Origin of the sequence: Bacillus sp. FJAT-49711 (assembly GCF_018343715.1) — a bacterium.
Lineage (GTDB): Bacteria > Bacillota > Bacilli > Bacillales > Bacillaceae_C > Lederbergia.
This window is the reverse complement of record NZ_JAGYPL010000003.1, coordinates 617378-640147: the sequence shown is the minus strand read 5'-3', so window position 1 is coordinate 640147 and position 22770 is coordinate 617378. Positions and strand designations below refer to the sequence as shown.

Here is a 22770-nt window from a genome sequence, read left to right as displayed (position 1 = left end):
CGATAAAAAGAGAACATACAGTTCTTATTATTAATCAAACGTTTGAATAGACTTGGTTTCCAAACCTTGTTCATAGACGAGTATGTCGTCAATCCTTCTTCGCCAAAGTATTAATACCTAGGAATTCCTATCCTTTTCAGTAAGTTTCCTAACTGTAATACCATCCCCAAATTGCTACACTTCTAATCTCTTTCTTCTGTTTTAAAATAAGAAGGTATTTTGTACTATATGTCGAAAGATAGCATTAAGAGTCGGTTAAAGGGGTTGGATGAACAGTGAAAATAAGTGAAACATAGAAGGTGAGGTTGATATGCTTAGGGTTCCTAGATGGAAGTGGAACAACAGATGAGATAAAGAAAAAATCAAAAGAGGGCAGAAAAAAATAGCTGAAAATCCTATCAACAAGTTCAATTTACCGTAATGAATAGAAGGTGTGTGTGTTGAGTCAAATAATAGAATACGAAAGTTTAGCAGCAAAAAAAGAGTTAGACGAGGGAAGTAAGTTTTATTTAGAAACTTTAAGATATGCATTAAAGGATGTAAACAATAGGAACATTGCAATCACTGGGGGATATGGGGCAGGTAAAACAACGATAATCGACTCTTACTTTGAAAAGAATAAAAAAGAAGCCAAAAAAATGATGCGAGTGTCTATCGCAACTTTTCAAACTGGTGAAGAAGCTCCATTAGAGTCACAAAAGGGGCACAACCAGCTTGAGCAACAAATTTTACAGCAAATGTTTTATCAAGTGAAACCTAATAAAATCCCAAACTCAAAATTTACAAAGATAAGTGATTTACCATATTGGTATGTTTTTGGTGTTTTATTTTATTTGCTATTTACGATTGTGCTGACAATCTTAATCATAAAAAATAACTGGTTAAATCAATATTATTCCTCTTCGGAATCATTTTTAGTTTTTTTAAAATCCAACTGGTTGTGGCTTCTCTTATTAGGTTTGATAATTATTTTAAATGGTATTTCAGTCTATTGTTTGTTAATAATTTTTAGAAAATTAGGTATTAGTAGATTTGGTGTTGCCAGCACAAGCATAGAATTTAACTTTAAGGATGGAAGTACTGTATTTAATCATTATTTGGATGAGATCATATATTTGTTCAAAAAAACTAAATATCAATATATCATTTTTGAGGACCTAGATCGTTTTCAAGATATAAATATATTTGAGAGACTACGCAGTCTTAATACGGCGTTAAATAGTTCAGTTCACCTAAAAAAGAAGAATATAAAATTTGTTTATGCATTGAAAGATGATATTTTTACCGGAGAAGATGAAACAGAATCAATTTATAATCGAACAAAGTTCTTCGATTTTATTATTCCAACAGTAAATATAATGCATAGTTCTAATGCAGAATCTATACTCTTAGAAAAATTGGAGAAATTTTTACCTATTGAAAATGAAGAAGTATATAACAATGACCGGAACAATCAAAAACTAAGTAGAAAATTAATTGAAGACGTTGCTCTGTTTATTAATGATATGCGGACATTGATTAATATCTGTAATGAGTTTGAAGTTTTTCGTCAAAGGTTACACAATTCGAGTGTTACTTACGATAACCTATTTGCATTTATTGTGTACAAAAATATATACCCTAAAGACTATTCAGACCTTATAGAAAACAAAGGGTTGGTTTTTGACGTGTTTAATAAAAAGGAAGAAATAATAAGGTCATTAGAAGAAAAAATCCAAAAACTGCAAAACAAGTCTATTAATGGTTTGGGAAACATAATAACGGATCAAAAAGACATCGCAATGTTATTTGCAAAAAAACGTGAACTTTCTGGTAAACAAATAATAAAAGATAGACATCTTTTGATTTCTTTTTCCTTAACATCGTACAATAGTTATGTTCAGGATGGCCAACGGATATTTGACTATATTCTAAAAGAGGGATTGACAGGCGAATTTTCTTTATGTCGAAATGACACACCACTAAAAAAATACTCAGATGTAGAAGAATTTGTAACTCTAAACTCTGTGAATTATTTGGAATTGTATAGGGATTTTGAAGAAAAGCGTATACAGAAAGAAGAGGAAATCCAAGCTGAAATTAAGGGAATAAAGAAAAATATAAAGCATGTTAGAACAAAGTCAATCTCAAGATTAATTACAGAAGATGGTATTGATTTACACCTCGATCTTTCTAATAAAAAGCTCCTATACTATCTAATTAGGAATAATTGGTTAAATGAGTTTTACGAAGATTACTTAACCGTTTTTCGAGAAGGTTCAATAACTAAAAAAGATAATGAGTTCATTCAAGCGATTAAATTAGGATACGCTAATAGCCATTTACATTTGCAATTAAACAATTCAAGAAAAGTGGTAGAAAAAATCAGGGTTGATGATATTAATAGTCTGGCGGCTTTGAATCTAAATTTAATTGTATATTTGTTGGAAAATGACAATGAAACCAATAGTGAAAAATTAACTAAAATAATTGGCATTCTCTTTCATAATCTGGAACCGTATTTTGAAGATTTCATGATGCTGATTGAAGGATTGAAAAAAGAAACTTCAAAAGAAAACTTGATTTGGAAATTTTTGCAGATATCTATGAGAAGCGGTATAGACATATGGAAGGTAGTAGAAGATACAAATGTATCAAAGGAACAAAAAGAAAGTTACGTGATAACCCTCCTGGAGAATTGTAATATCGAAGAATTTGAACTCAAAAGCAAAAACAGCTTATGTGACTTCGTTTCCCATGATTTAGATGTTGAGAAATTAACAAACACCGATAATTTGTTTAATGTTATAGAAGGATTAGGGATAAGGTTTGCAAATTTATCAGGTGTAAAAGAAGACATAATCTTGAAAAACATTGTGAAAATAAATAGTTATCAAATCAATCTGGAAAACCTGAATAAAATACTAGGTTCTAAAAACATTTCTGTACAAATAATCAAAGAAAACGAACAAATATATGATTATTGTTTTGATAGCGGTAATATAAATTCATTCATCACTGACGTTCTTATTCAACAAGAGGTTTACAATGAAGAAGAGGATACTTTTGTAGAGTTTATTGAGCACATGATTGACCCTAACATAGATATAAGTAGATCTCTAATTGAATCAATAATCCGTCATTGGTCAGGTGTTATTAATGTATTAAATAGAGTAGAATCGTTTGAATTAATTCGGATACTGCTTAATGAGAATAAATTCAAATTAACCTGGGAGAATATAGAGTTTTGTAGAAATGTGTTTTTGAATAATGAAGAAACGTTCAATGAAGAGAACCTTTTATTATCGGAAAACCACTGGAAAGAGTTGATTGAAAATAGTCCGGAAAGTGTACAAACAGATTTCAAAGACGAAGGAAAGTACAATTTATTTGTGGTTCAAATATTAAAACTTAATGTGGAAAACCATCCTATGATTGAGGGATTTGTTGCTCGACTGAAGTTTCCAGTTGCATTAAAAGAAGCATCCGAGGTAGATAGTAAAGTAATTGAATTATTGATTGAACATGAGTTACTCTCTTGGAATGTTGAAATATATTTGATGGTTGATTCAGTACAACATAAAGTATCTTTAATAAAAGAAAATATCCATAATGCAAGTGAAGAGCTTCCACAGTTAATAGAAGACGGTGAGCTAGTTTGGTCTATGGATTTGTTTAAAATGATTGTTGAATTGGACCAACTAGAAGCGGATATCATACACCAATATATTCGTGATTATATACATCAAATAAATTATGAAGAATTCAAATCAGTAATGGCCATTTTTGAATTAAAGTATGATAACGAAATAATAAGTGAATTGACCATCGAGCCAAGTAAAAAGGATTTATTAATTCTTTATTTACTACAACAATGGGAATCCGGTGCTACTAATGATGTTGGAGAATCAGTTAATCAATATTCTTTACCTTGGAGTAAAAAACTGTTTGAGGTATTTCGAAAAGATGACATAGAAGTAGCAGCCGATTATTTAGTAAATCATATTGATAGAATTGATGAAATAAAAATGGATCAAGAGCTGTTCAACACATTAATAGCAAAGTGTAATGTTGAAAAATGTGCCATAAATCTTATTAATAAGTTTCATCATCTAATAGAGATTAATAGTCTGATTGCAGAAAAAATCTATGAGTTTCTATTAAATGATCCTAAAGTTGTGGTAAATTCAATTGATGAAAGTGTAGCTATTAAAATTATTGAATGTCTTCCATTAGAGTCTTCATCGAAGTTTTTGTATCATTTTCTTGTATACAGGGAATACAACAGAGAGGAAATATTCGAGATTCTATCAAGACTTAATGAACCACTTTGTTTGATAAAACTCAATGGTGGTCAAATAAAAATAGAAAAAACTCATTCTAATATTGAAGAATTATTGGAATATCTAAAATCCGATGATTTAAAAGTAATATCAACAATTGTGCCAATAGAACAAGGTTATTTAGTGAATAAAAAGAGGAAGTAAACCCATTCCAGGCTTTCCAATTTCGTTTGCTACAAAACAATCTTTTTCCATTTACTTTTTTTCTACTATATCCCCCTGTAACTCTCTCGGTACCCATGTAACTTTGTTCTCCCCTGCTGTAACTAAGTTGGTACCTGAGAGGGAAAAAAGGGGAGAGAAGAACAAAGGAAATGTGGAGAGAAAAAATGGCTCGAAAAAGGATCGGGAAGCGTACCGATGGTACGTCCTTCTCGGTTCTTTTTTGTTAATCAAACGTTTGATTAGTTTATCCAATATGCCCTAGAACCCTTGCCCAATAAGGATTTTCAGTTTCTTTCCCACTCCATAAACCCGTAGGATTTCCAATCTTTCTTCGGCTTTTTTCTTTACTCTACTCCGTCCCAAAATTGTTACATTTCCAATCTTTTCTCCTGATTCTTTCCTCGATTCCAGGGGAGAACTTAGTTACAATGGCAGAATATTCTATACAAGCCAGAGTGGAAAAAAGAGGGCAAAAACGAGCATTTTGGGTACGAACTTAGTTCCATTGCCAAGAGGCTTAAAAGAGGGCGTGAAGCCAAGAGGGAGAAGGGGTGGAGCAGGATTTGGGGAAGTTCCAACTAAGTTACAGATACATAGCTACATCCAGACCAATGACTGGATTCATTCAAATTCCTCCTCCAAAAATAATTACCGGTACCCCTAATCCTTCATGTAGTGTCATAGCTTCGCTTGTTATACGAGATCTAAGTCCCAACCAGCCTCAAACATGTTTCTACAAGTAGGGGGTGAACTGTTTTGCGGACGGGATCATGGTCCCACGGGCCATACGTTCTACCCCGGCTACAGTAATCATATATCGATATAAAAAATGCTCAACCAGAAATATCTGGCTGACCTTATAATACGAACGGGCCAGATTCTGGAGCAACATAGATAGGAAATGATCAAACTTTTTTATAAAAGAATGAGCATCATGGCTTATTCAAGAAGCTCAATTAAAGAAACTAAGGTACAGATCAGAAGTAACTGTTGGTATAGTTAAAGTACCCTATGCGATTATATGCTATAGTAATCATATCGAGATGTTCTCTAGAGCATCTTTCATTTCTTTTTTTAATGAGGTGATTACGTGGATCATGATGAGTATAAAGCATATTTGAAGCAGCAATATTCCCATGAGATTCGACCGTTACAATCAGTTAATGACGTTATCTCCGCATTTCAAAAAAAATTAGAAATTGCCGAAACAGAATTATCAGAATCCGAAGCTATTTTCTTAAAAATGACAATTCTTAACTATATTAATGTACACAAAAACGACCCTATAAAATCTAACTTGGATAACTTAAATTTCATTTCGTATGAAGTAGTAAGAAATGAAAAAATTGATCATTACTACAATCATATGGAGATTACATCTGATAATGAAAGAATACTTGTCATTATTGAATCCCAGTTAAATGCAATAACCTCCAATTGCGAAGAACTAAAAGTTGATATGATTATCGAACGTGGAATCGACACATCTCATGTTAATCAAGAAACACCTGAGTTTTTTGCATATCTAATGCTTTTTGATTCTCATAATGAGAATCATTGACTACGACAAGGGATAAAAAGATAACATTTTACAGAAAAGTGAAATAGTTACAGGAAAATTAATTCTCGATTTTAAGAGTCTATTCTATGGACTTTTTTTTATTTTGGATCTCCCTATCCTGAATAGATAGATTAAGTAGTTCATCGAGTTCCTGGCTTAACTTAATTGTTTCTTTATCCCTAAATCCGTTGGTCAACCCATTTTGGATCATCTCATTTCTTTTCAGTTCTATCTCTAATGATAATGTGGATGTTTCTGGCTCAAAGAACGGTTATTTCGCTGAAACAGGAAACTCGTTTGTATTAGGCGAAGGAGAAGAAGTGTTATCGAAAATATGCGTCGTTGCTAAAAAAGCATTTGAAGCAGGTCTTAAAAAGCAAAAACTTATTCCAAAAAAAGTGGAATTGGAAAAGTAGTGTTCCAAACAGCAAAACAGCATGAATTAACTGTTATCAAAAGCCTTACAGGACATGGTATTGGACGTACAATACTCGAAGCACCTGACCATATTTATAATTATAGGGATGCATCAAATGTTGAATTATTAAAGGAAGGGATGGTTATCGCATTCGAACCATTTATCTCAACCTTTGAAGAAGAAGTATTCGAAAAAGAATACGGCGGGACCTATGCTACTGAAAAAAGCTATATAGCTCAATTGGAACATTCGATTATCCTTACTAAAAATGGTCCAATTATTGTCGCTCTTTAATGTGTTAAAGAGGACTTTTTAAGGTCGATTCCCCAACTTGAAAATAGGCTTTTTTTGATTTCGCATAACAAATAGTATCATAACCTTTAAGAGGATACAGAAACGATTTGAAGAATGAGGGGCCAACTATGGAAAACAAGAGCAAAATTAAAAATGAAGAATTATAGGTTAAAAACGACAATATAATTGTTCCAGAAAAGGGAGCGATTGTGGAGCAATACATATAAAATGATCAAACTTTTTTATAAAACCGAAACTTAAATCTGTTGGATAAGAATCCATTTTGATCAATCTTTTTTCAAAATTGATTCTTTTATTTATCGTAAAACGCCGGCTTGGGAGGTATTTTTGATTAAACTTTATTTTAAAGCAACAAGTTGTATAAATCATAATAAAGTCGTTTTAAACAATAAAGTCATATAAAATTAAAATAACGGTTATGATATTCCACATAATGACGATCTTGTTTAATAAACCAGTTGGAGGAGGGTGTAATGAAGCAATTGGAAAATAGGCTTGTGTATTTATTTACGGGGGAATTTTTTGCGGTTGTGACATTTACCCTTGTGTACTTTTATAAATTTTCCTCAAACCATAGCTATTCATTAATGTATGCGTTATTTGTTTTAAATTTTATCTTATTGCAAAGTAGTATTTACTGGTTTGTAAAGTGGCAAAGTTTGAGGAAAAAAAGAATGACCTTATCCAATCTGTACCATATTCTTGCTGTACTGAAAAAGTTAAATTTATTTCTCTTATGTGTAGCGCCTTTGATATTCATTATGGATATGGTTTTATTGGAGCGAGCATCTTTTTCCATTTTCTTGCTCACCATATTTGTCTTTATTTTTTCGGTTATCGAATACATTAATTATTTTTATATACAATTAACTAATTATAAATATGGAAGGGGCAAGAAGCCTTCCATTGCCAAGGATATTGAAAGATTGAGGGAAATGAAATAAAAACATTAAATCAAATAAAAACATTAAATCAAATATCCTTAATATCTTTTTATTGCGGCATAAGGATTTGATTATTAACGACTTTATTGTTACTTCCATAAGCTTCAATCAGTAATTGTACAAGAAATTAAACAACTTTATTTTTACACTGTCCGCAAATGTGGACGGTGTAATGCGTTTTTAAGCTTCATAAATAAACAATTTTATTGTCATTCAACAGTTGTATCTCCTGCCTTATAGTCGGTTCCCATGCTAAAAAGTCGGTACCTACCGGTAAATAGTTGGTATTCAGAGCGGAAGGAAGAGAGAGGGAAAAAGAGCAGGCGAGCAATATGTACTCAATCTTAATTCTATTATTTTTCAATCAAAATCAATACAAATTTAGGCTGATCCAATATGGGTTCAGTCTTTTTTCTTTTCCAATATCTTCTCAATCCCTTGCCCAATAATGGTTTGAATCATATCCCCAATACAAAAATCCGTAGGATTTCCAATATCTTTTCAGTCTGTTTCCTAACTGTAACGCTGTTCCTCAATTGCTTAACTCCAATATCGGAACTATTGGAATATCTATGGTTCTCACATTACTTATATGTATTCAATGTAAATTGATTAATCAGTCTTACATTATCAAATGCGGAAGAATTTCTTAGCTTCTGCTTTAACCATTAATGCATCCACATACAGAAAACGATCTTCCTTATTCGGGCGTGTTTGTGGGATATTTTGATCAAACCATATTCCAAACCAACATTGACAATTTGGTTTTGATATTGTATTATCATTTTATAAAATGATAATAATGGAGAGGAATTCAATGAAAGGGAAAGCCGATTTACTTCTTCATCCTGTACGGATGCGAATTGTACAGCAATTGTTGCTAAACAAACCACTGACGATAGCACAACTTGGAGTGATACTTGGAGATGTTCCTCAAGCTACGTTATATCGTCATATAAATATTTTACTCGAAGCAAACCTTATTGAAGTCATTGAAACGCAAAAGGTGAAAGGAACAGAGGAACGAAAATTCTCAGTCAAAATAGATAACTTGCAAATTCCTGAAAGCGAAATTGAAACGATCTCACAGGAAGACCATATCCGTCATTTTTCCGTATTTCACGGTAATCTACTTCAATTAGCGACATCTTATTTGGCTAATACGTCCCCTGAACAGTACGAGCAAGAAGGGTTTAGTTATGCGTATGTTCCTTTGCATCTGTCAGATGAAGAATTTCAGGAGCTTACCCAGTCCATTCAACAGGCGATTGAGAAGGCGTTTAACAACCAGTTAACTCCTGAACGAACCACTCGAATTTTTGGGAGTGTGTTTATTCCACAAAAATCACTAAAAGAGTAAGGGGGACAACACATGCATTATGGTTATCACATTGGAATTGATGAAATGGGAGCTTGGTTACCGTTACTTTTGCCTATCTTAATTCTACATCTGCTCTTATTTTCTGTGGCATTATGGGATTTATTAAAAAAAGATCAAAGTGCTGATTATAAATGGTTTTGGGGTGCGATTATTATATTGATTAACATAATCGGCCCCATTTTGTACTTTGTCTTAGGAAGGAGGCAACGCTCAGATGCACCTACTTCAAGTAAGTCAACTTCAAAAAAGGTACGGAGATCATGAAGTCGTTCAAAATATCGATTTTCATATTAATCAAGGAGAATGTGTGGCTCTTCTCGGTCCCAACGGAGCAGGTAAAACAACGATTATTAAAATGATTTTAGGTATAAACAAACTTACAGGTGGGCAAATCCTCCTTAACGGAAAACGCCATGACCAAATGCGTAAATTTATTGGTTATTTACCGCAACACCCTACTTTTTATCCATGGATGACGGGAAAGGAATTGCTTACATTTATGGGTGGCCTTTTAAATATGGAAAGGAAGGTTTTGGAACAAAGAATCAACGAATTACTGGAGTTGGTAGGACTGGGGCAGGTGGAAAATCAACTAATTGGCACCTATTCGGGAGGGATGAAACAGAGGTTAGGAATTGCACAAGCACTTATCCACCAACCCAAATTACTGATTATGGATGAACCGGTTTCTGCATTGGATCCCTTGGGACGCAGGGATATATTGGAATTGCTTAAAGTGATTAAACAGAAATCGACCATTCTTTTTTCTACGCATATCCTGCACGATGCTGAGGAACTTTGCGATAAGATGCTTATCATAAATAAAGGGCAATTACTCGTTAATGGATCCATTCATCAAATCACTGAACAGACTCAAAAACCTATTTTTATTATTCAGGCGCCTCAATTAAGCGACTGGACACACCAGCTTATGAATGAGGACATTGTTGAATCCATTGAGCTAGCAGGTAATGCTGCCAAAGTGCGAGTTAAAAATATCGAGCAAGGAAGAGACTGGCTGTTAAGCAATATTATTAAGTTACATCTTCCGATTCAAAAGTTTGAACTGGTGCAGGAAAGCTTGGAAGAAATCTTTTTAAGGATGGTGAAGTCATTTTGAATCGCTTCACAGTTCTATTGCAGAAAGAGTGGCTAGATGCAAAAAGAAGTTACAAACTTTTATGGTTGCCCGTTGTTTTTATGTTTTTGGGAATTCTTCAACCTCTATCGTCTTTTTATTTACCAGAAATTTTAAAAGGGGCTGGTGGACTGCCTGAAGGAATGGCGATCACATTACCTGAGCAAACGGCAAGTGAAGTATTAGCTAGTGCCTTAACTGATCAATTTGACCAAATGGGCTTAATCGTAATTGTGATGGTGGCGATGGGAGCCATCGTATCCGATAAAAATAATGGCATGTTAGCGTTTATTCTGACACGCAACACTACACTTGTTGAATATTTGCTAAGTAAGTTATTGGGGTATGCAGTCATGATTACAGGATCCCTATTCCTCGGATTTCTGACAGCAGTATTTTATACTTTTTATTTATATCAAGCTGTTTCCGTGGCGAGGATTGCAGCAGGGCTAGGGGTTTATTTCATTTGGTGCCTGTTTATGTTGACTATTGTCATCACAATAGGCGTTTTATTGTCTAGAACACCGGCCATAGCATTGTTATCTGTTTTTGTTCTAATGTTTTTGAAAATTGTTACTTTATTGGGTGGAGGATTCCAAGTCTTAAACCCAGCACATTTATCCAATCAAGCTGTGAGCATTATAACGTCAGGGAATGTGTTACCGCACTTTTTCATCACAATAACGGTATCCGTATTACTCATTGTTTTCTGCTTATTCTTAGCAACATCGTATTTATCCCGAAAGGAATTGCCTTCTATGTGATTTCCTTAATGGGGTTACTAGTTAAATAATCCATGGAAGATTGGCTATGTAAATTGGAGGGGATACAAGATGAGTTTTCAAGTTATGGCAGGTGATCGTGAGTTACTACTGAATATTTCGGGATGGACAGCGGCTTTAACTTTGAGGAGAGAGATCAAAATACCTTACACCTCAATTGAAGAAATTCGGGTGGAAAAATTTCATTTTCCATGGAAAGCGGCTATTAAGAGAACAGGCATTACGACATTTGGCTATAAAGCTGGAATATTCATGATTGAGGATGAGAAATACTTTTTAGCCTATCATAACGAAAATGAAGTTGTCATGCTTAAATTGAAGGGATGTGAATTTGATCACATTGTATTTGAAAGTAGAAATTACAAACAATTGGTTCATGAAATTATGAGGAATTGTCCTTCAATCCACCTTAACGAAAATGAGGAAGAGGAAGATAAAATATGATTGAGAAACTCACTCTCTTTCTAATTTTTGGCGCATCACTAGGATCTGGGTAATTGCGGGATTGTTTTTTGTATTTGCGATATTAGTTATGAGTGCTCTTTTAGAGGCAGCAATTGGGTTGGCCCAGGCAGGTAAGTCCGTTGTCCCGGAAAGCAGATAGATATGGGAGAGGCCTTTGCAAAGTTTTTTTGAGGGGCTTTGCTATTTCTCGTAATGGGAGGCCTTATTATGAATCATTACGAATATCAATCTATGATAGATGAACAAAAGCGCATAGTAAAAAAAGTAAATCATGAAGCGTGGAAATACGCGTCCGGTTATACATATCGGAAGCTAGCTTTCATAAAATTCATTTTTTCTATTTTTGGAGGTGATATATGTAGATAATGCATACAAAGAAATCACTGTTTCTGTGGCTTTGAAACTAAGTTTAATACAATATCTTTGATAAAAGTACTATATTTAAATGAGTTTTTTTAAGTGTAGATGGAAGACCTAATAAAGGAGGAATTATTATGGGGCAGGCAAATCAAATGATGAATGAATGGTTACAACACCGTAATGTGTTGGAGGAATTGCTGGGATCCATCGATGACGAACATATTGATTTCAGACCATGGGAAGATGCTATGGCACTTGGTGAACTGGCGTTACATATTGCTGGGTGGAATGATGTGTTCGTTTCAATGGTCAAAACAGAAGATTTTGCTTCACCGGACATTCCTGAATGTAAGACGATGGGAGATGTACGTAAAGCTGTAAAGGACTTCACGGAAAAAACAAAGGCTACATATGAATCATTGACTGATGCAGATTTGGAAGCAGAAAATAACTCATCACACCCGAAACTTCAAGGGGCAAAGAAAAGATATCTTACTGCAATGTATGATCACGAGATTCACCATAAGGGTCAACTTTTTGTTTACGCTCGTATGGTAGGAGTAAAAGAAGTCCCGTTTTTTCGCTAATTATTGTTCTTCTGTAATGGGGCGCGATTGTTGAATATCCAAAGTAGGAAATGATCAAAATTTTTTATAAAAATCACATATTTTTTCACAAAGAATTAACCCGTTCAGAACAAACTTTTTTCAAAATGGATTCCTTTAATTTAACTTAAAATATGGGTCAGTGGGTTGTTTTTTGATCAAACTTTATTTTCTCCGTAACTTTGTTCTTCCCTGATGGAGCTTAGTTGGTTCCCGATTCAGAGAGAACGGGAGAAAACGTTGTATATTTGGTTGGTTCTTCAATCATCGTTTAATAGGATTTTTCAATCAAAAATCAATATTAATTGGGGCTGGAATCAATCATGATCCAGTCCTTTTTTAAATCCCTTATCACTTCAATCCCTTGTCCAATAAGGATTGTTGCTTCTCCAATACGTAGGATTTCTCAATCAGAAAGAAAAAGCAAGAAATGAGAGTTATAAAAAAACTTGTTTATTTTCAAAAAATAAGTTTTAATATATTTATGGATATTATTTATCCATAATGGATGTTTTATATCCAATGAATGTGGAAAGTGGTGAACAAATTTGCAATTTACGAAGGCTTTTGAACAAGCTGCTTGTATCATAATATTATTAGCTACGCAAGAATCAGGGAAACCTTTATCGACAGATGAGATTAGTAGGCGTTTAGAAGTGTCTCCATCTTACTTGAAAAAAATTACTCGAAAGTTAGTAGTTAAACAAATTATTACATCCGTTTCGGGCAATAGGGGTGGGATTTCACTAGCAAGAAAAACGGAAGATATAAGTGTTTTAGACATAATTGAGGCAGTAGACGGGTCCATTTCAATCTATCCCGATACAGGATTAATCAATTTAGTATTTAAAGGTGGAAAATATGTAAATAAAGGATCTGACATTATTCGCAATGTCTTTAGAAATGCAGATGAATTACTAAACCAATACTTTTCCAATATTAAAGTATCCGATTTGTTAAAAGAAGGATTTGGTAATTCAGAAATACCTACACTCGACTGGAATAGAACCTCCTTAATTGAGTTTTTACAACAAGATAGAGGTGAACAAGAATGAACATGTTTAAAGCTGAATGGAAGAAAGTATTAAACAATAAAATGTTAATACTTATGATGCTTGTCATACCGTTCGTTCCGATAATTTATTCAGGCATTATTCTTAGTGCTTATTGGGATCCTTTTGGTAGCACATCCAATTTACCAGTAGCGGTCGTTAATCTTGATGAACCATCTGAAATGGAAGGAAAGACATTACGTATTGGGGATGAATTGGTAGATAATTTAAAGAAAAATGATGATTTGGATTGGCATTTTGTTAATCAAGATGAAGCTAAAGAGGGTTTTAGTAATGGCGATTATTATATGGTTATCACGATACCAGAAAACTTCTCGAAAGGAGCTTCGACGGTACTAGAAGATAACCCAGAAAAAGTGAATCTAACTTATGAAGTCAATCCTGGGCGAAACTTTTTCAGTGTAACGATAAGTGAACAAGCAATGAATCGTATCAATCAAGAAATTTCAAATAGTGTAACCAAAGAATATACAAGAGCCATCTTTACACAGGTAAATGAAATTGGTGAAGGATTTGCTGATGCTGCGGAAGGAGCTTCTGAAATAAATGATGGAGCCGGCCAGCTAATTGATGGCAATGTTAAGATAACAGAAAATCTAAACAAACTTGCTTCAAGCACTTTAACGTTTAAAAATGGTGCTGATGCCATACAAGTTGGCGTGGGAAACTTCATCAAGGGTGCAAATTCACTTCACTCAGGGGCAACCCGTTTAAACGAAGGAATTACCCAATATACGAACGGAATTAGTCAATTAAAAGAAAAAACAACACTTTTAACAGACAAGCAAAATGGGGTTCCAAAACTTGCTACTGGTCAAGAAACGTTAAATGGTGCGTTAAATAACTTAGCCACAGGTAGTCATAACCTAAATAGTGGTTTAGTAAAAATGAATGAGCAATTGCCATCTAAAGATGAAATCAATCAGCTTACTCAAGGATTAACAGGTGTACAGCAAGCTGTAAATCAATTGCAAAAAGCCGTTAGTCAATCTGGGGCACCTCCAGAGTTGGTAGCACAAGTTAACGCACTTAACGAGGCGGTAAACCAGGTGCAACCTAAAGCTATAGGGGCTATAGATGGTTATACAAATATTAGTCAAGCATTGGCAGGTGAAAAAGGACTGATTCAAGGTTCATCACAGCTTGCTAGTGGAATGGATAATGCGGTAGGTGGAAGTAAAGAATTAACGACAGCCACTGCAAATTTAAACAAACAAATGCCACAATTAGTAGGTGCAATTAATCAGATTAATTCAAAATCACAAGACTTGAAAGAGGGGTCAGCCACACTTGTACAAGGAACCGAGACACTTTCAAGCCAATTACCAGATTTAGAAAAAGGAGTCTCACAACTTTCAGAAGGTGCCACCCGGCTAAATGAGGGAGCGGGACAACTAGCTGAAGGTTCAGCTCAACTAGGTGAAGGGATTGTAACACTGAAAGATGGTACAAATGAGTTATCCAATAAACTTTCTGAAGGTGCAGAAACAGTAGCAAGCATCAATACAACAGATGCAAACTATGACATGCTTGCATCACCAATCTCGCTTAAAGAAGCAAAGACCAACGAAGTTCCAAATTACGGACACGCACTGGCACCTATGTTTATTTCACTAGGACTATATATTGGTGCTTTGGCATTTAATTTAATATTCCCGTTGAGTGAAACAGCTACAAGACCAACATCTGGTTTAGCTTGGTGGTTCAGTAAGTTTTCACTGGGATTAGTTCCAGCAGTTGGAGGAGCATTAATACTTGATGCTATCGTTATACTTGGAATGGGATTAGAAGTAGAGAATCTGGGCCAATTTATTTTAATATCCATATTAGGTTCAGTAACGTATATGTTTTTCATGATGTTATTGGTGATTCCATTAGGAAATCCGGGAAGATTTATCGCAATGATTCTCCTTGTATTACAACTTGCTTCAAGTGGTGGAATGTTCCCAGCAGCCTTACAAAATAATTTCTTTAATGCAATAAATCCTTATATGCCAATGACATATGTAATCTATGGTTTAAGAGAAGCAATGACTTCTTCTATTGGAAGTGATGCCTTTATCTTGAGTATCGCTGTACTAATAGGTTGCATTATCATTTTTAATTTATTGTTATTCTATTTCTTGAATTTCAAAAATAAAAGAGATACTGATTTGGCTTTAGAGTATTAATTTTAAAAACATTTATGTAAATAGGTACAACATTAAATAGGAATTGTACCAGTATTTTCAAATGTAATGGGATAAAAAATCGTATTTAGTGTGGTGTGGTATCTTTACTTCTTTATTTTTTTTCTATTATAAGCAGTTCCCCATGCAAAAAAGTCGGTACACACTGCTAAATAGTTGGTATCCAAATGGTAAAGAAGTCTATTATTTAACCTATTGTTTTTTAATTAAAAATCAATATAAATTCAGGGCGGGTCCAGTAGGACTAAGTCCCTTTTCTTTTTGTCCAATATCTCCTCAATCCCTTGTTCAATAAGAGTTTCAGCATCCTCTCTCCATTCTCCTTTTTTATTCTGTTGTTTTTCACACTCTATAAGCCCTTACACAACTGCATCAAATTTAGTAAGAATATTTCCGCCAGTTTTAAGTGGTGAGTAATGTATAAATTGCGAATCATCCATTGTTGTGCCATTAGAGTCTAGATCGTATTCTTTATAAAGGTTGGCGTCTTACAACAGTCTTCAATCTCGGACGCTTTAAAGGAAATGAAAAAACTATTTTTAGATGTATTTTCAAATGAACCTTGATTGATAAATGGAATAATGAAAAACATTTAAATTCATATATGAAAGATTTGACCGAAAATAATAACTCGCTTTCATTAGCTTCTATGACGGGCGCGTATGTTGCAGATCAATAGTAAAAAATGATCAATCTTTATTAAAAAATTACACAGTCCTATATGTACTTAATCGGTTTCTCTATCGTAAAATCAATCAAATCTCGAGGCTGGATCCATTAGTGATTCTCCTTTTTTCTTGGCGTTCAAAAGAGATAAAAAGCAATTATCAAAGATGAAATTTTTAACAAATCGAGTATCTTTTTAATAGTGGATTCTTTAAATAGCACTATGATCTCTAGTAAAATTGCGCTATAAAACTAGATGTGTCATGATTTAAATAAGAAAGGATGTCATAGTATGGAAAGAGTTTCGGAACATCAAGAATGTCCAGATTGTAGTGGCGTTATGATGGTTAATTATAACCCCAAGATTGTTGTTGAGAGAGATGAACAATGCTTCAGATGTGGATATTTTCATGGAGTTACAATAATTAGAGATAAGAATGAGTCTCCCTCTATAAAAGATATTCCCAAAGAGGTTGAAATTGGTGATGCTAATTACTTAATAATTGAGGGATTGGAGGAGAATGGAACCCCTATAAAGGATGAAAACGGCAATTATCTATTAGAAGAGGTAACTTACCAGGGATACGGCTGTTACGAACTTGCTCGGAGAGACGGCTCTAAAGAATTTGGTACTTTTAACAAACCGATTACTTCGGATAAAATTGCCGAATTTCAGGAAGAGTTAAGAGACCCATTTTATGACCCGAACAAATCATTTGTAGCAGTATGGGATTCAGAAAAAAAAGAACAAATTGTTTTGATTGGGGATCAAAACAATATTCTGGATCATAGCAGACTTTCATTCAAGGAATGGTCTGTAAAGATGAAGAAAGTTAGATAATAACGAGTAACTCTTTTCTGCCATTATAGTATACACCTGAAACGGAAAAAGGGGAGAAAAGAACGAAGAAGATGTGGAAGAGACAATTGTCTCCCAAAGAATCGGGATGCGTACAAATGGTACGTCTTTCTCGTTTTTTTATTAATCAAACGTTTGATTAGTTTTGGTTTCTGATATTTTTTTGTTTAATATGCCCCCTATCCCTTTCCCATTAAGGCCTCTCAGCTTCTTTTCCACACCATAACTCAGCAGGATTTCCAGGTTCTATTCAGTCTTTAACTACATCCCAAAATTGTTGCATTTTTAATCTTTTCTCCTAGTTATTTCTTTTGGTCAGAAATAATAGGAAACAAATAGCCCTTGCAAAAATACAGAAACATAGACAGCTTCAATTCAGTAAAAGAAGGAATTTATTGGAAGGTTAACGAATGATTATGAAAGAGAATACGCAATCACAAGGTAAAAAGGAGGATGTTGATATGATTATTACTAAAATTGATGATAGTTATACAGAGCAGGTTAGTTATCTGATTTGTATGATGAATTACACTCGTAATATAACGCTTAGCAGTGTAGAGGGTTTAACAGAAAGAGAGTTGGATACATTAATTGATTCAAAGAGTAATTCAATTGGGGCATTATTACTCCACATTGCTGCGATTGAATATGCCTATTTTATTAACACGTTTGAGGAAAGGGAAATGAACGAACAGGAAATGGAGCAATGGGGGCCAGCACTTCGACTAGGTCAAGAAGGACGAGATAGAATAAGAGGAAATAAGTTGATTTATTATATCGACAAGTTAAATGCAGTAAGAACAAATACTCTCCGTCGATTTAAGGATGTTGATGATGAGTGGTTATACGCTGTCGATGAATATTATCAAGGTACTCCATTCAACCGTTTTTTTAAGTGGTTTCATGTTTTTGAAGATGAAATTAATCATAGAGGACAAATTAACTTCATTAAACAAAGAGTAACTAAGGCCTGAAGTAAGGACTTTCACGGCTTGAGAAGACTTAAACCTATCGTAGTTGTATGGCATTATTCTCTCAATTTCTTCAATCATTGTGTATTTTGTATAGCAATATTCCATGTTTGCGCGGCAGATTCTTACGATTAGCAAAATTGGAATCTAATCGAATTGATTTAAGATATACTTGTAGGCTTAGAACTGGTTACACTCATCTCCAAGTAAAGTCCTGCCGGTGCTACTTGGAGATCGTTGAGCTGCTTGATGGCTACTTTTTTCTTATTGTACTGAAAGTGCAGTATCGTTAAATTAAGTGGGAACCTTTATTCTTTTTTGAATTACTATCCATTGAGGTGAGGTAAATGGAAAATACTTGGAAAAGTGCATTATCTAAAGTATGTGAGGTTTATTTCCAGTCAAATAAAAAAATAGATTGGATTTTAGTAGGTTCAGTTGGTTCTGTTCTGCATGGTTGTAAAATGGAACCAGGTGATGTTGATATTTATGTTAAAAATAAAGAAAGTGTCTCTCAATTTGCTGAACTATTAAATGAGTTTTCCCTCCCTAGCAAAAGTGAAAATCGCCATGTTAATGATTGGTTATCTTCCAAAGAAGAGCCTATATTTAATCAAACATTCCCATCGGGTTTTACTTGGACAAAAGGAAGGTGGAATATGAACGGATTTAATGTAGAAGTGGTACATATATCTGATTCAGCTGGAATTCCCGACTCTTTAACAGGTGATGGGATATGGGAGGGTGGACAGTACATATGGAGTCACTTTAAAAACGTGAGATTCGGAGAGTATACTATACCCACTATTCCTTTAGAGATACAATTGGAATCAAATTTAAGAAGAAAAAGGCAGGATAGAGTTGACTCAATTTTAGATACAATAATTAAAAATGGATATGATGAAGGGTTAATAGAAAAAGCACTTTCTTCACAAAATTTATCTTATTTTTATTCTAAAATAAAGTTGCCTAGTGAATTTTGAACAATTATGTTAAGTTAAGCGAGTGCGTTAATCCAAGCAGGATTGACGTTCTTTTTGTTGAAGTTATAAATCTAACCGACAGATTAGTTGATGGAAAATAACGACGATTAAGTTCGAGTAACAAAATTTTTAGGGGGAATGGTGGTTTTTATTATGCTAGGTATGACGCTATGTATTATTAAGAGGAATAATGAACTACTTTTGCTAAATCGAGACTCATCTCCAGCTAAAGGGTTATGGAATGGAGCTGGAGGAAAAATAGAAGGTAATGAAACTCCATTGGAATGTGTAATTCGAGAAATTTGGGAAGAAACTTCCATAGATATTAGGGATCTCCAAATTATATATAAAGGACAAGTCACTTGGACAGTAGATAACAATGATGCTGGAGGATTCTATATTTATCTTGTAGAAATTCCCTATGATTTTATTTATACAACTCCGATAAAAACAGAGGAGGGGATATTAGACTGGAAAAGTATAGACTGGGTGTTATCAAAAGATAATTTTGGTTTAGGAGAAGCAATACCAAGATATCTTCCTTTTGTTTTATATGAAGATAATCCATATGCTTTCCATTTTACATTGTTAAAAAACAGGCTTGTAGACTTTTCATTCAAGATAATGGATGAAGAAAACAGTAAAATACTAAAAACCTAATTATGGAATGTTGAAGATACTTGTACTTAAGAGGCAGTTTAAATAGATAAATATTTTTTAAATGAAGGAGAGGTTAAAATGAATCAACAAAGTATTACTAATAAGAAAGCCTGGGAATATCGTGCTTATGAATTTTGGAATAGAAGAGATGGTTCTCCAATGGATAACGCTAAGAAAATATTAAAAAATCCAAAAGCGAGCTTAAAAAAACATAAGCAGTATTTTGATAAAACTGAAGGAATAAAGATTGCTAATCTTTGCGGATCAAATGGAAGAAAAGCTGTTCCTTTAGCATTATTAGGTGCAGATGTAACAGTTTTTGATATATCGGAGGAAAATAAAAGGTACGCTTTGGAATTAGCTAAGTGTGCAAATACATCGATTGATTATATTGTTTGTGATATTTATGATATCAACTTAAATACATATTTAGATTACTTTGATATTCTTTATCTTGAAGGTGGGATACTACACTATTTTAATGACATAGACAAATTTATGGAAATTCTTTTTTCAATTTTAAAGAATGATGGCCAAATGATTCTTAGTGATTTTCATCCATTAAGAAGGTGTATAGGTTCTGAATTAAATATAATCCCTAATTATTTTGATGGAGAGTTACATAACGGGGACTTGGCTTATAAACATTTTTTCGATGAATTAGAACAAAAAGACTTTCCAGATGTATCAATAAGGTCGTATACACTTAGTGAAATAATCAACTCAGTGATTAAGTCTGGTTTTAAACTAAACAAATTTGATGAACATCGTGGTTGGAATGATGAAAATATTCCTTGGGAATTTACAATTCTAGCGACAAAGTAAGGAAGTCTATCTTCAATGTTCGTAAGGAGTTAAATGCTCCGGGGGTGGAAGATTTACTAGGTATTATTTTTTGGCAGACTTGCAGCTGTTTTTATATGCATTGATGTTGTTAAATAAAATCATCAAAGAAATAATCAGTTGGAAGTGGCTATTATTTGTTATTGATCAATTAGAGTGACCTACCCTTAGTCGGGCAAGCTATCCCTATGAAGACAGTATATACAACACAGAAAAAGGTGAATAACAATGAGTATCAATAAAAAACATGTATTATTTATCGGGGCAGGGCGGATGGCCAAAGCATTGATTAAGGGACTAGACAAAAATGAATTTGCCATTCTTGTTGGCAACAATGGAAATGAACAGCGGCTACGTGATATAAAAGAAATCTTTGATGTGGAAATTACCAATCACTGGTCACAAGAAATACACAAGATGGATATTATTATCCTTGCTCTGCCACCAGAGTCTCATGAGGATATCCTTGCAAAATTATCTGAAACCATTAATGGACAATTAGTCATTACGGTAGCGGCGGGAATTGATCCTACTTATCTCGAAGCTCGCCTTCCTAAAGGTACGCCTGTAGCTTGGGTTATGCCAAATACAGCGGCTATGTTAGGTAAATCAATGACGTTATATGCACCCGGTCAATACGTGAACCAAGAACTGCAAGAAAAGATGAAGGGATTAATTTGTGGTATTGGTGAATTTGAAAAAGTGACAGAGCGGCAAATACATGAGTTGACCGCTGTAACTTCAAGTGCCCCGGCATTTATCTACCGGGTAGCGGAAGCACTCGAAAAAATAACATTGGAGTCAGGCGTCAGTGAAGCTCAAGCAAGAAAGCTAGTAGCCAATATGATTGCCGGTTCGGCAGAAATGCTAAAAACAAATGTTTCCCCTGCTGAACTTGCAGATGCAGTAGCCACTCCTGGCGGTTCAACAGCGGCTGGTTTAGAGGTATTAGACACAAACCATTTGGATCACTTAATGATTGAGGCAATTAAGGCATGCCGGAAAAAGGCAATGTTGCAGGGATAAACAAACATAAAGTCCTTCCATTCCGACGATGGGAGGACTTTTTTATGATATAGCCGAGAACACTTGTGATTTCAATCATGAGATGAATCGGCTTCGAATCGGGCGTTAAAAGTCGATTTTCTTACATTAGAAAATCGACTTTTTAGAGTGAAATTTGCTTGGCGTTATAAATTCGCAATAAAGTTAATTTACATCAATCTGAAGGCCTTTTTCAGTATTTTTCCAAACGTTTTTCTCTATCCTATATCCATCGAGTCTTATCCTGTAAGGTTTTACCTATTCTTACCCAGATATTTTCCACATTGAATATACACTTAAGAAAAGATTTCGGTTTACCTTTTGTTTTTTTAGATATAATATATTTTATCATGTTAAATGTTTATAATTGTATAGTATAATATATGGAATTTAAATATGTTATTGTTTTGTACTTTCCAATAGATTATAAATGGAGGGTTAAAATGAAAATGGAAATAGATGATACAAAACAAGTCGTTCTACAGGTTGGAGCGGTACTTAAAAGGCTGCGGAAAGAAAAACAATTAAGTCTTGAAGATTTATCAGAAATATCGGGCGTGAGTAAGCTGACACTTGGTAATATAGAACGTGGAGAAACAAATCCAACTATCGGCATGTTATGGAAAATCTCAAAAAGTCTATCTATTCCACTCATGGCATTATTTTCAACGGAAAAAAGCGTGAACTTGTCTCGCGCTGGGAGTGGATTAAGAATTGCTGGAGATGAGGGGAATTGGGTCATTGAACCAATATTCCAAAATGCAAATAGCGAGATAGAAATGTATAGGGCATATTTACAACCGAATAGTTCATACATTCCAGAAAAACATCACCAAAATACGACGGAGCTTGCTACAGTGATGTCAGGGATGATTACAATTAATGTTAATAATGAGTCATACACCCTAAATGAATATGATTCTATTAGTTTTTCTGCTAATAGTGCACATTCGTATATAAATACTTCTAATAATGTTGTTGTTCTCCATATATTATTGAAATATGGGATTTAATATCTCTTAGCCC

Annotated in this window: 20 protein-coding genes and 1 pseudogene; 20 read left to right on the top strand and 1 reads right to left on the bottom strand. The window is 34.1% G+C overall.

Annotated features, from left to right (window positions below):
- The first annotated feature begins 440 nt into the window (after nt 1-440).
- Nucleotides 441-4466 (top strand): YobI family P-loop NTPase, encoded by a 4026-nt coding sequence (locus tag KHA96_RS17220; protein ID WP_213130533.1) that lies wholly within the window; start codon nt 441-443, stop codon nt 4464-4466.
- Between the two features lie 1111 nt (nt 4467-5577).
- Nucleotides 5578-6048: a hypothetical protein gene (locus KHA96_RS17215; RefSeq protein WP_213130532.1), complete on the top strand. Its 471-nt coding sequence runs from the start codon at nt 5578-5580 to the stop codon at nt 6046-6048.
- 79 nt (nt 6049-6127) lie between these two features.
- On the opposite strand, the gene KHA96_RS17210 is transcribed toward KHA96_RS17215, so the two are convergent.
- The gene (locus tag KHA96_RS17210; protein ID WP_249315668.1) at nt 6128-6259 is read right to left on the bottom strand and encodes an aspartyl-phosphate phosphatase Spo0E family protein; all 132 of its coding nucleotides are present in this window, start codon (nt 6257-6259) and stop codon (nt 6128-6130) included.
- Between the two features lie 31 nt (nt 6260-6290).
- On the opposite strand from KHA96_RS17210, the pseudogene KHA96_RS17205 reads away from it, so the two are divergent.
- The 18 genes and pseudogenes from KHA96_RS17205 to KHA96_RS17120 form a co-directional block, all read left to right on the top strand.
- Nucleotides 6291-6760, top strand: a pseudogene (locus KHA96_RS17205) (M24 family metallopeptidase); the annotation flags it as partial.
- 494 nt (nt 6761-7254) lie between these two features.
- Nucleotides 7255-7725, top strand: a complete 471-nt coding sequence (locus tag KHA96_RS17200; RefSeq protein ID WP_213130531.1) for a hypothetical protein — start codon at nt 7255-7257, stop codon at nt 7723-7725.
- Between the two features lie 817 nt (nt 7726-8542).
- On the top strand, nt 8543-9085 hold the full coding sequence (locus tag KHA96_RS17195; protein ID WP_213130530.1) for a helix-turn-helix domain-containing protein: 543 nt from the start codon (nt 8543-8545) through the stop codon (nt 9083-9085).
- A 12-nt stretch (nt 9086-9097) separates the two neighbouring features.
- Nucleotides 9098-9370 carry a PLDc N-terminal domain-containing protein gene (locus KHA96_RS17190; RefSeq protein ID WP_349305788.1) on the top strand — a complete coding sequence of 91 codons (273 nt, stop codon included), beginning with the start codon at nt 9098-9100 and terminating at the stop codon, nt 9368-9370.
- Entirely contained in the window at nt 9321-10226 is a 906-nt protein-coding gene (locus KHA96_RS17185) for an ABC transporter ATP-binding protein (protein WP_213130529.1), read from the top strand. Before KHA96_RS17190 ends, KHA96_RS17185 begins: the two co-directional genes overlap by 50 nt.
- Nucleotides 10223-11008, top strand: a complete 786-nt coding sequence (locus KHA96_RS17180) for an ABC transporter permease (protein ID WP_213130528.1) — start codon at nt 10223-10225, stop codon at nt 11006-11008. The genes KHA96_RS17185 and KHA96_RS17180 overlap by 4 nt, the downstream gene beginning before the upstream one ends.
- Before the next feature lie 69 nt (nt 11009-11077).
- On the top strand, nt 11078-11470 hold the full coding sequence (locus KHA96_RS17175; RefSeq protein ID WP_213130527.1) for a PH domain-containing protein: 393 nt from the start codon (nt 11078-11080) through the stop codon (nt 11468-11470).
- A gap of 228 nt (nt 11471-11698) precedes the next feature.
- On the top strand, nt 11699-11857 hold the full coding sequence (locus tag KHA96_RS17170; RefSeq protein ID WP_213130526.1) for a hypothetical protein: 159 nt from the start codon (nt 11699-11701) through the stop codon (nt 11855-11857).
- Nucleotides 11858-11985: 128 nt separating this feature from the next.
- A complete protein-coding gene (locus KHA96_RS17165; protein ID WP_213130525.1) occupies nt 11986-12438 on the top strand; it encodes a DinB family protein in 453 nt (150 codons plus the stop codon).
- A gap of 566 nt (nt 12439-13004) precedes the next feature.
- Nucleotides 13005-13511: an Rrf2 family transcriptional regulator gene (locus KHA96_RS17160; protein ID WP_213130524.1), complete on the top strand. Its 507-nt coding sequence runs from the start codon at nt 13005-13007 to the stop codon at nt 13509-13511.
- Complete coding sequence (locus KHA96_RS17155) at nt 13508-15700, top strand: YhgE/Pip domain-containing protein (protein WP_213130523.1); 2193 nt, start codon at nt 13508-13510, stop codon at nt 15698-15700. The genes KHA96_RS17160 and KHA96_RS17155 overlap by 4 nt, the downstream gene beginning before the upstream one ends.
- Before the next feature lie 976 nt (nt 15701-16676).
- Nucleotides 16677-17225: a hypothetical protein gene (locus tag KHA96_RS17150; RefSeq protein ID WP_213130522.1), complete on the top strand. Its 549-nt coding sequence runs from the start codon at nt 16677-16679 to the stop codon at nt 17223-17225.
- Nucleotides 17226-17704: 479 nt separating this feature from the next.
- A complete protein-coding gene (locus tag KHA96_RS17145; protein ID WP_249315667.1) occupies nt 17705-18217 on the top strand; it encodes a DinB family protein in 513 nt (170 codons plus the stop codon).
- A 344-nt stretch (nt 18218-18561) separates the two neighbouring features.
- Nucleotides 18562-19197, top strand: coding sequence for a nucleotidyltransferase family protein (locus KHA96_RS17140; RefSeq protein WP_213130521.1), 636 nt, complete (start codon nt 18562-18564; stop codon nt 19195-19197).
- 153 nt (nt 19198-19350) lie between these two features.
- Nucleotides 19351-19857 (top strand): NUDIX hydrolase, encoded by a 507-nt coding sequence (locus KHA96_RS17135; protein WP_213130660.1) that lies wholly within the window; start codon nt 19351-19353, stop codon nt 19855-19857.
- Nucleotides 19858-19935: 78 nt separating this feature from the next.
- Entirely contained in the window at nt 19936-20682 is a 747-nt protein-coding gene (locus KHA96_RS17130; RefSeq protein WP_213130520.1) for a class I SAM-dependent methyltransferase, read from the top strand.
- Between the two features lie 246 nt (nt 20683-20928).
- Nucleotides 20929-21726: a pyrroline-5-carboxylate reductase gene (gene proC, locus KHA96_RS17125; RefSeq protein ID WP_213130519.1), complete on the top strand. Its 798-nt coding sequence runs from the start codon at nt 20929-20931 to the stop codon at nt 21724-21726.
- Nucleotides 21727-22187: 461 nt separating this feature from the next.
- A complete protein-coding gene (locus KHA96_RS17120; RefSeq protein ID WP_213130518.1) occupies nt 22188-22757 on the top strand; it encodes a helix-turn-helix domain-containing protein in 570 nt (189 codons plus the stop codon).
- Nucleotides 22758-22770: the final 13 nt, after the last annotated feature.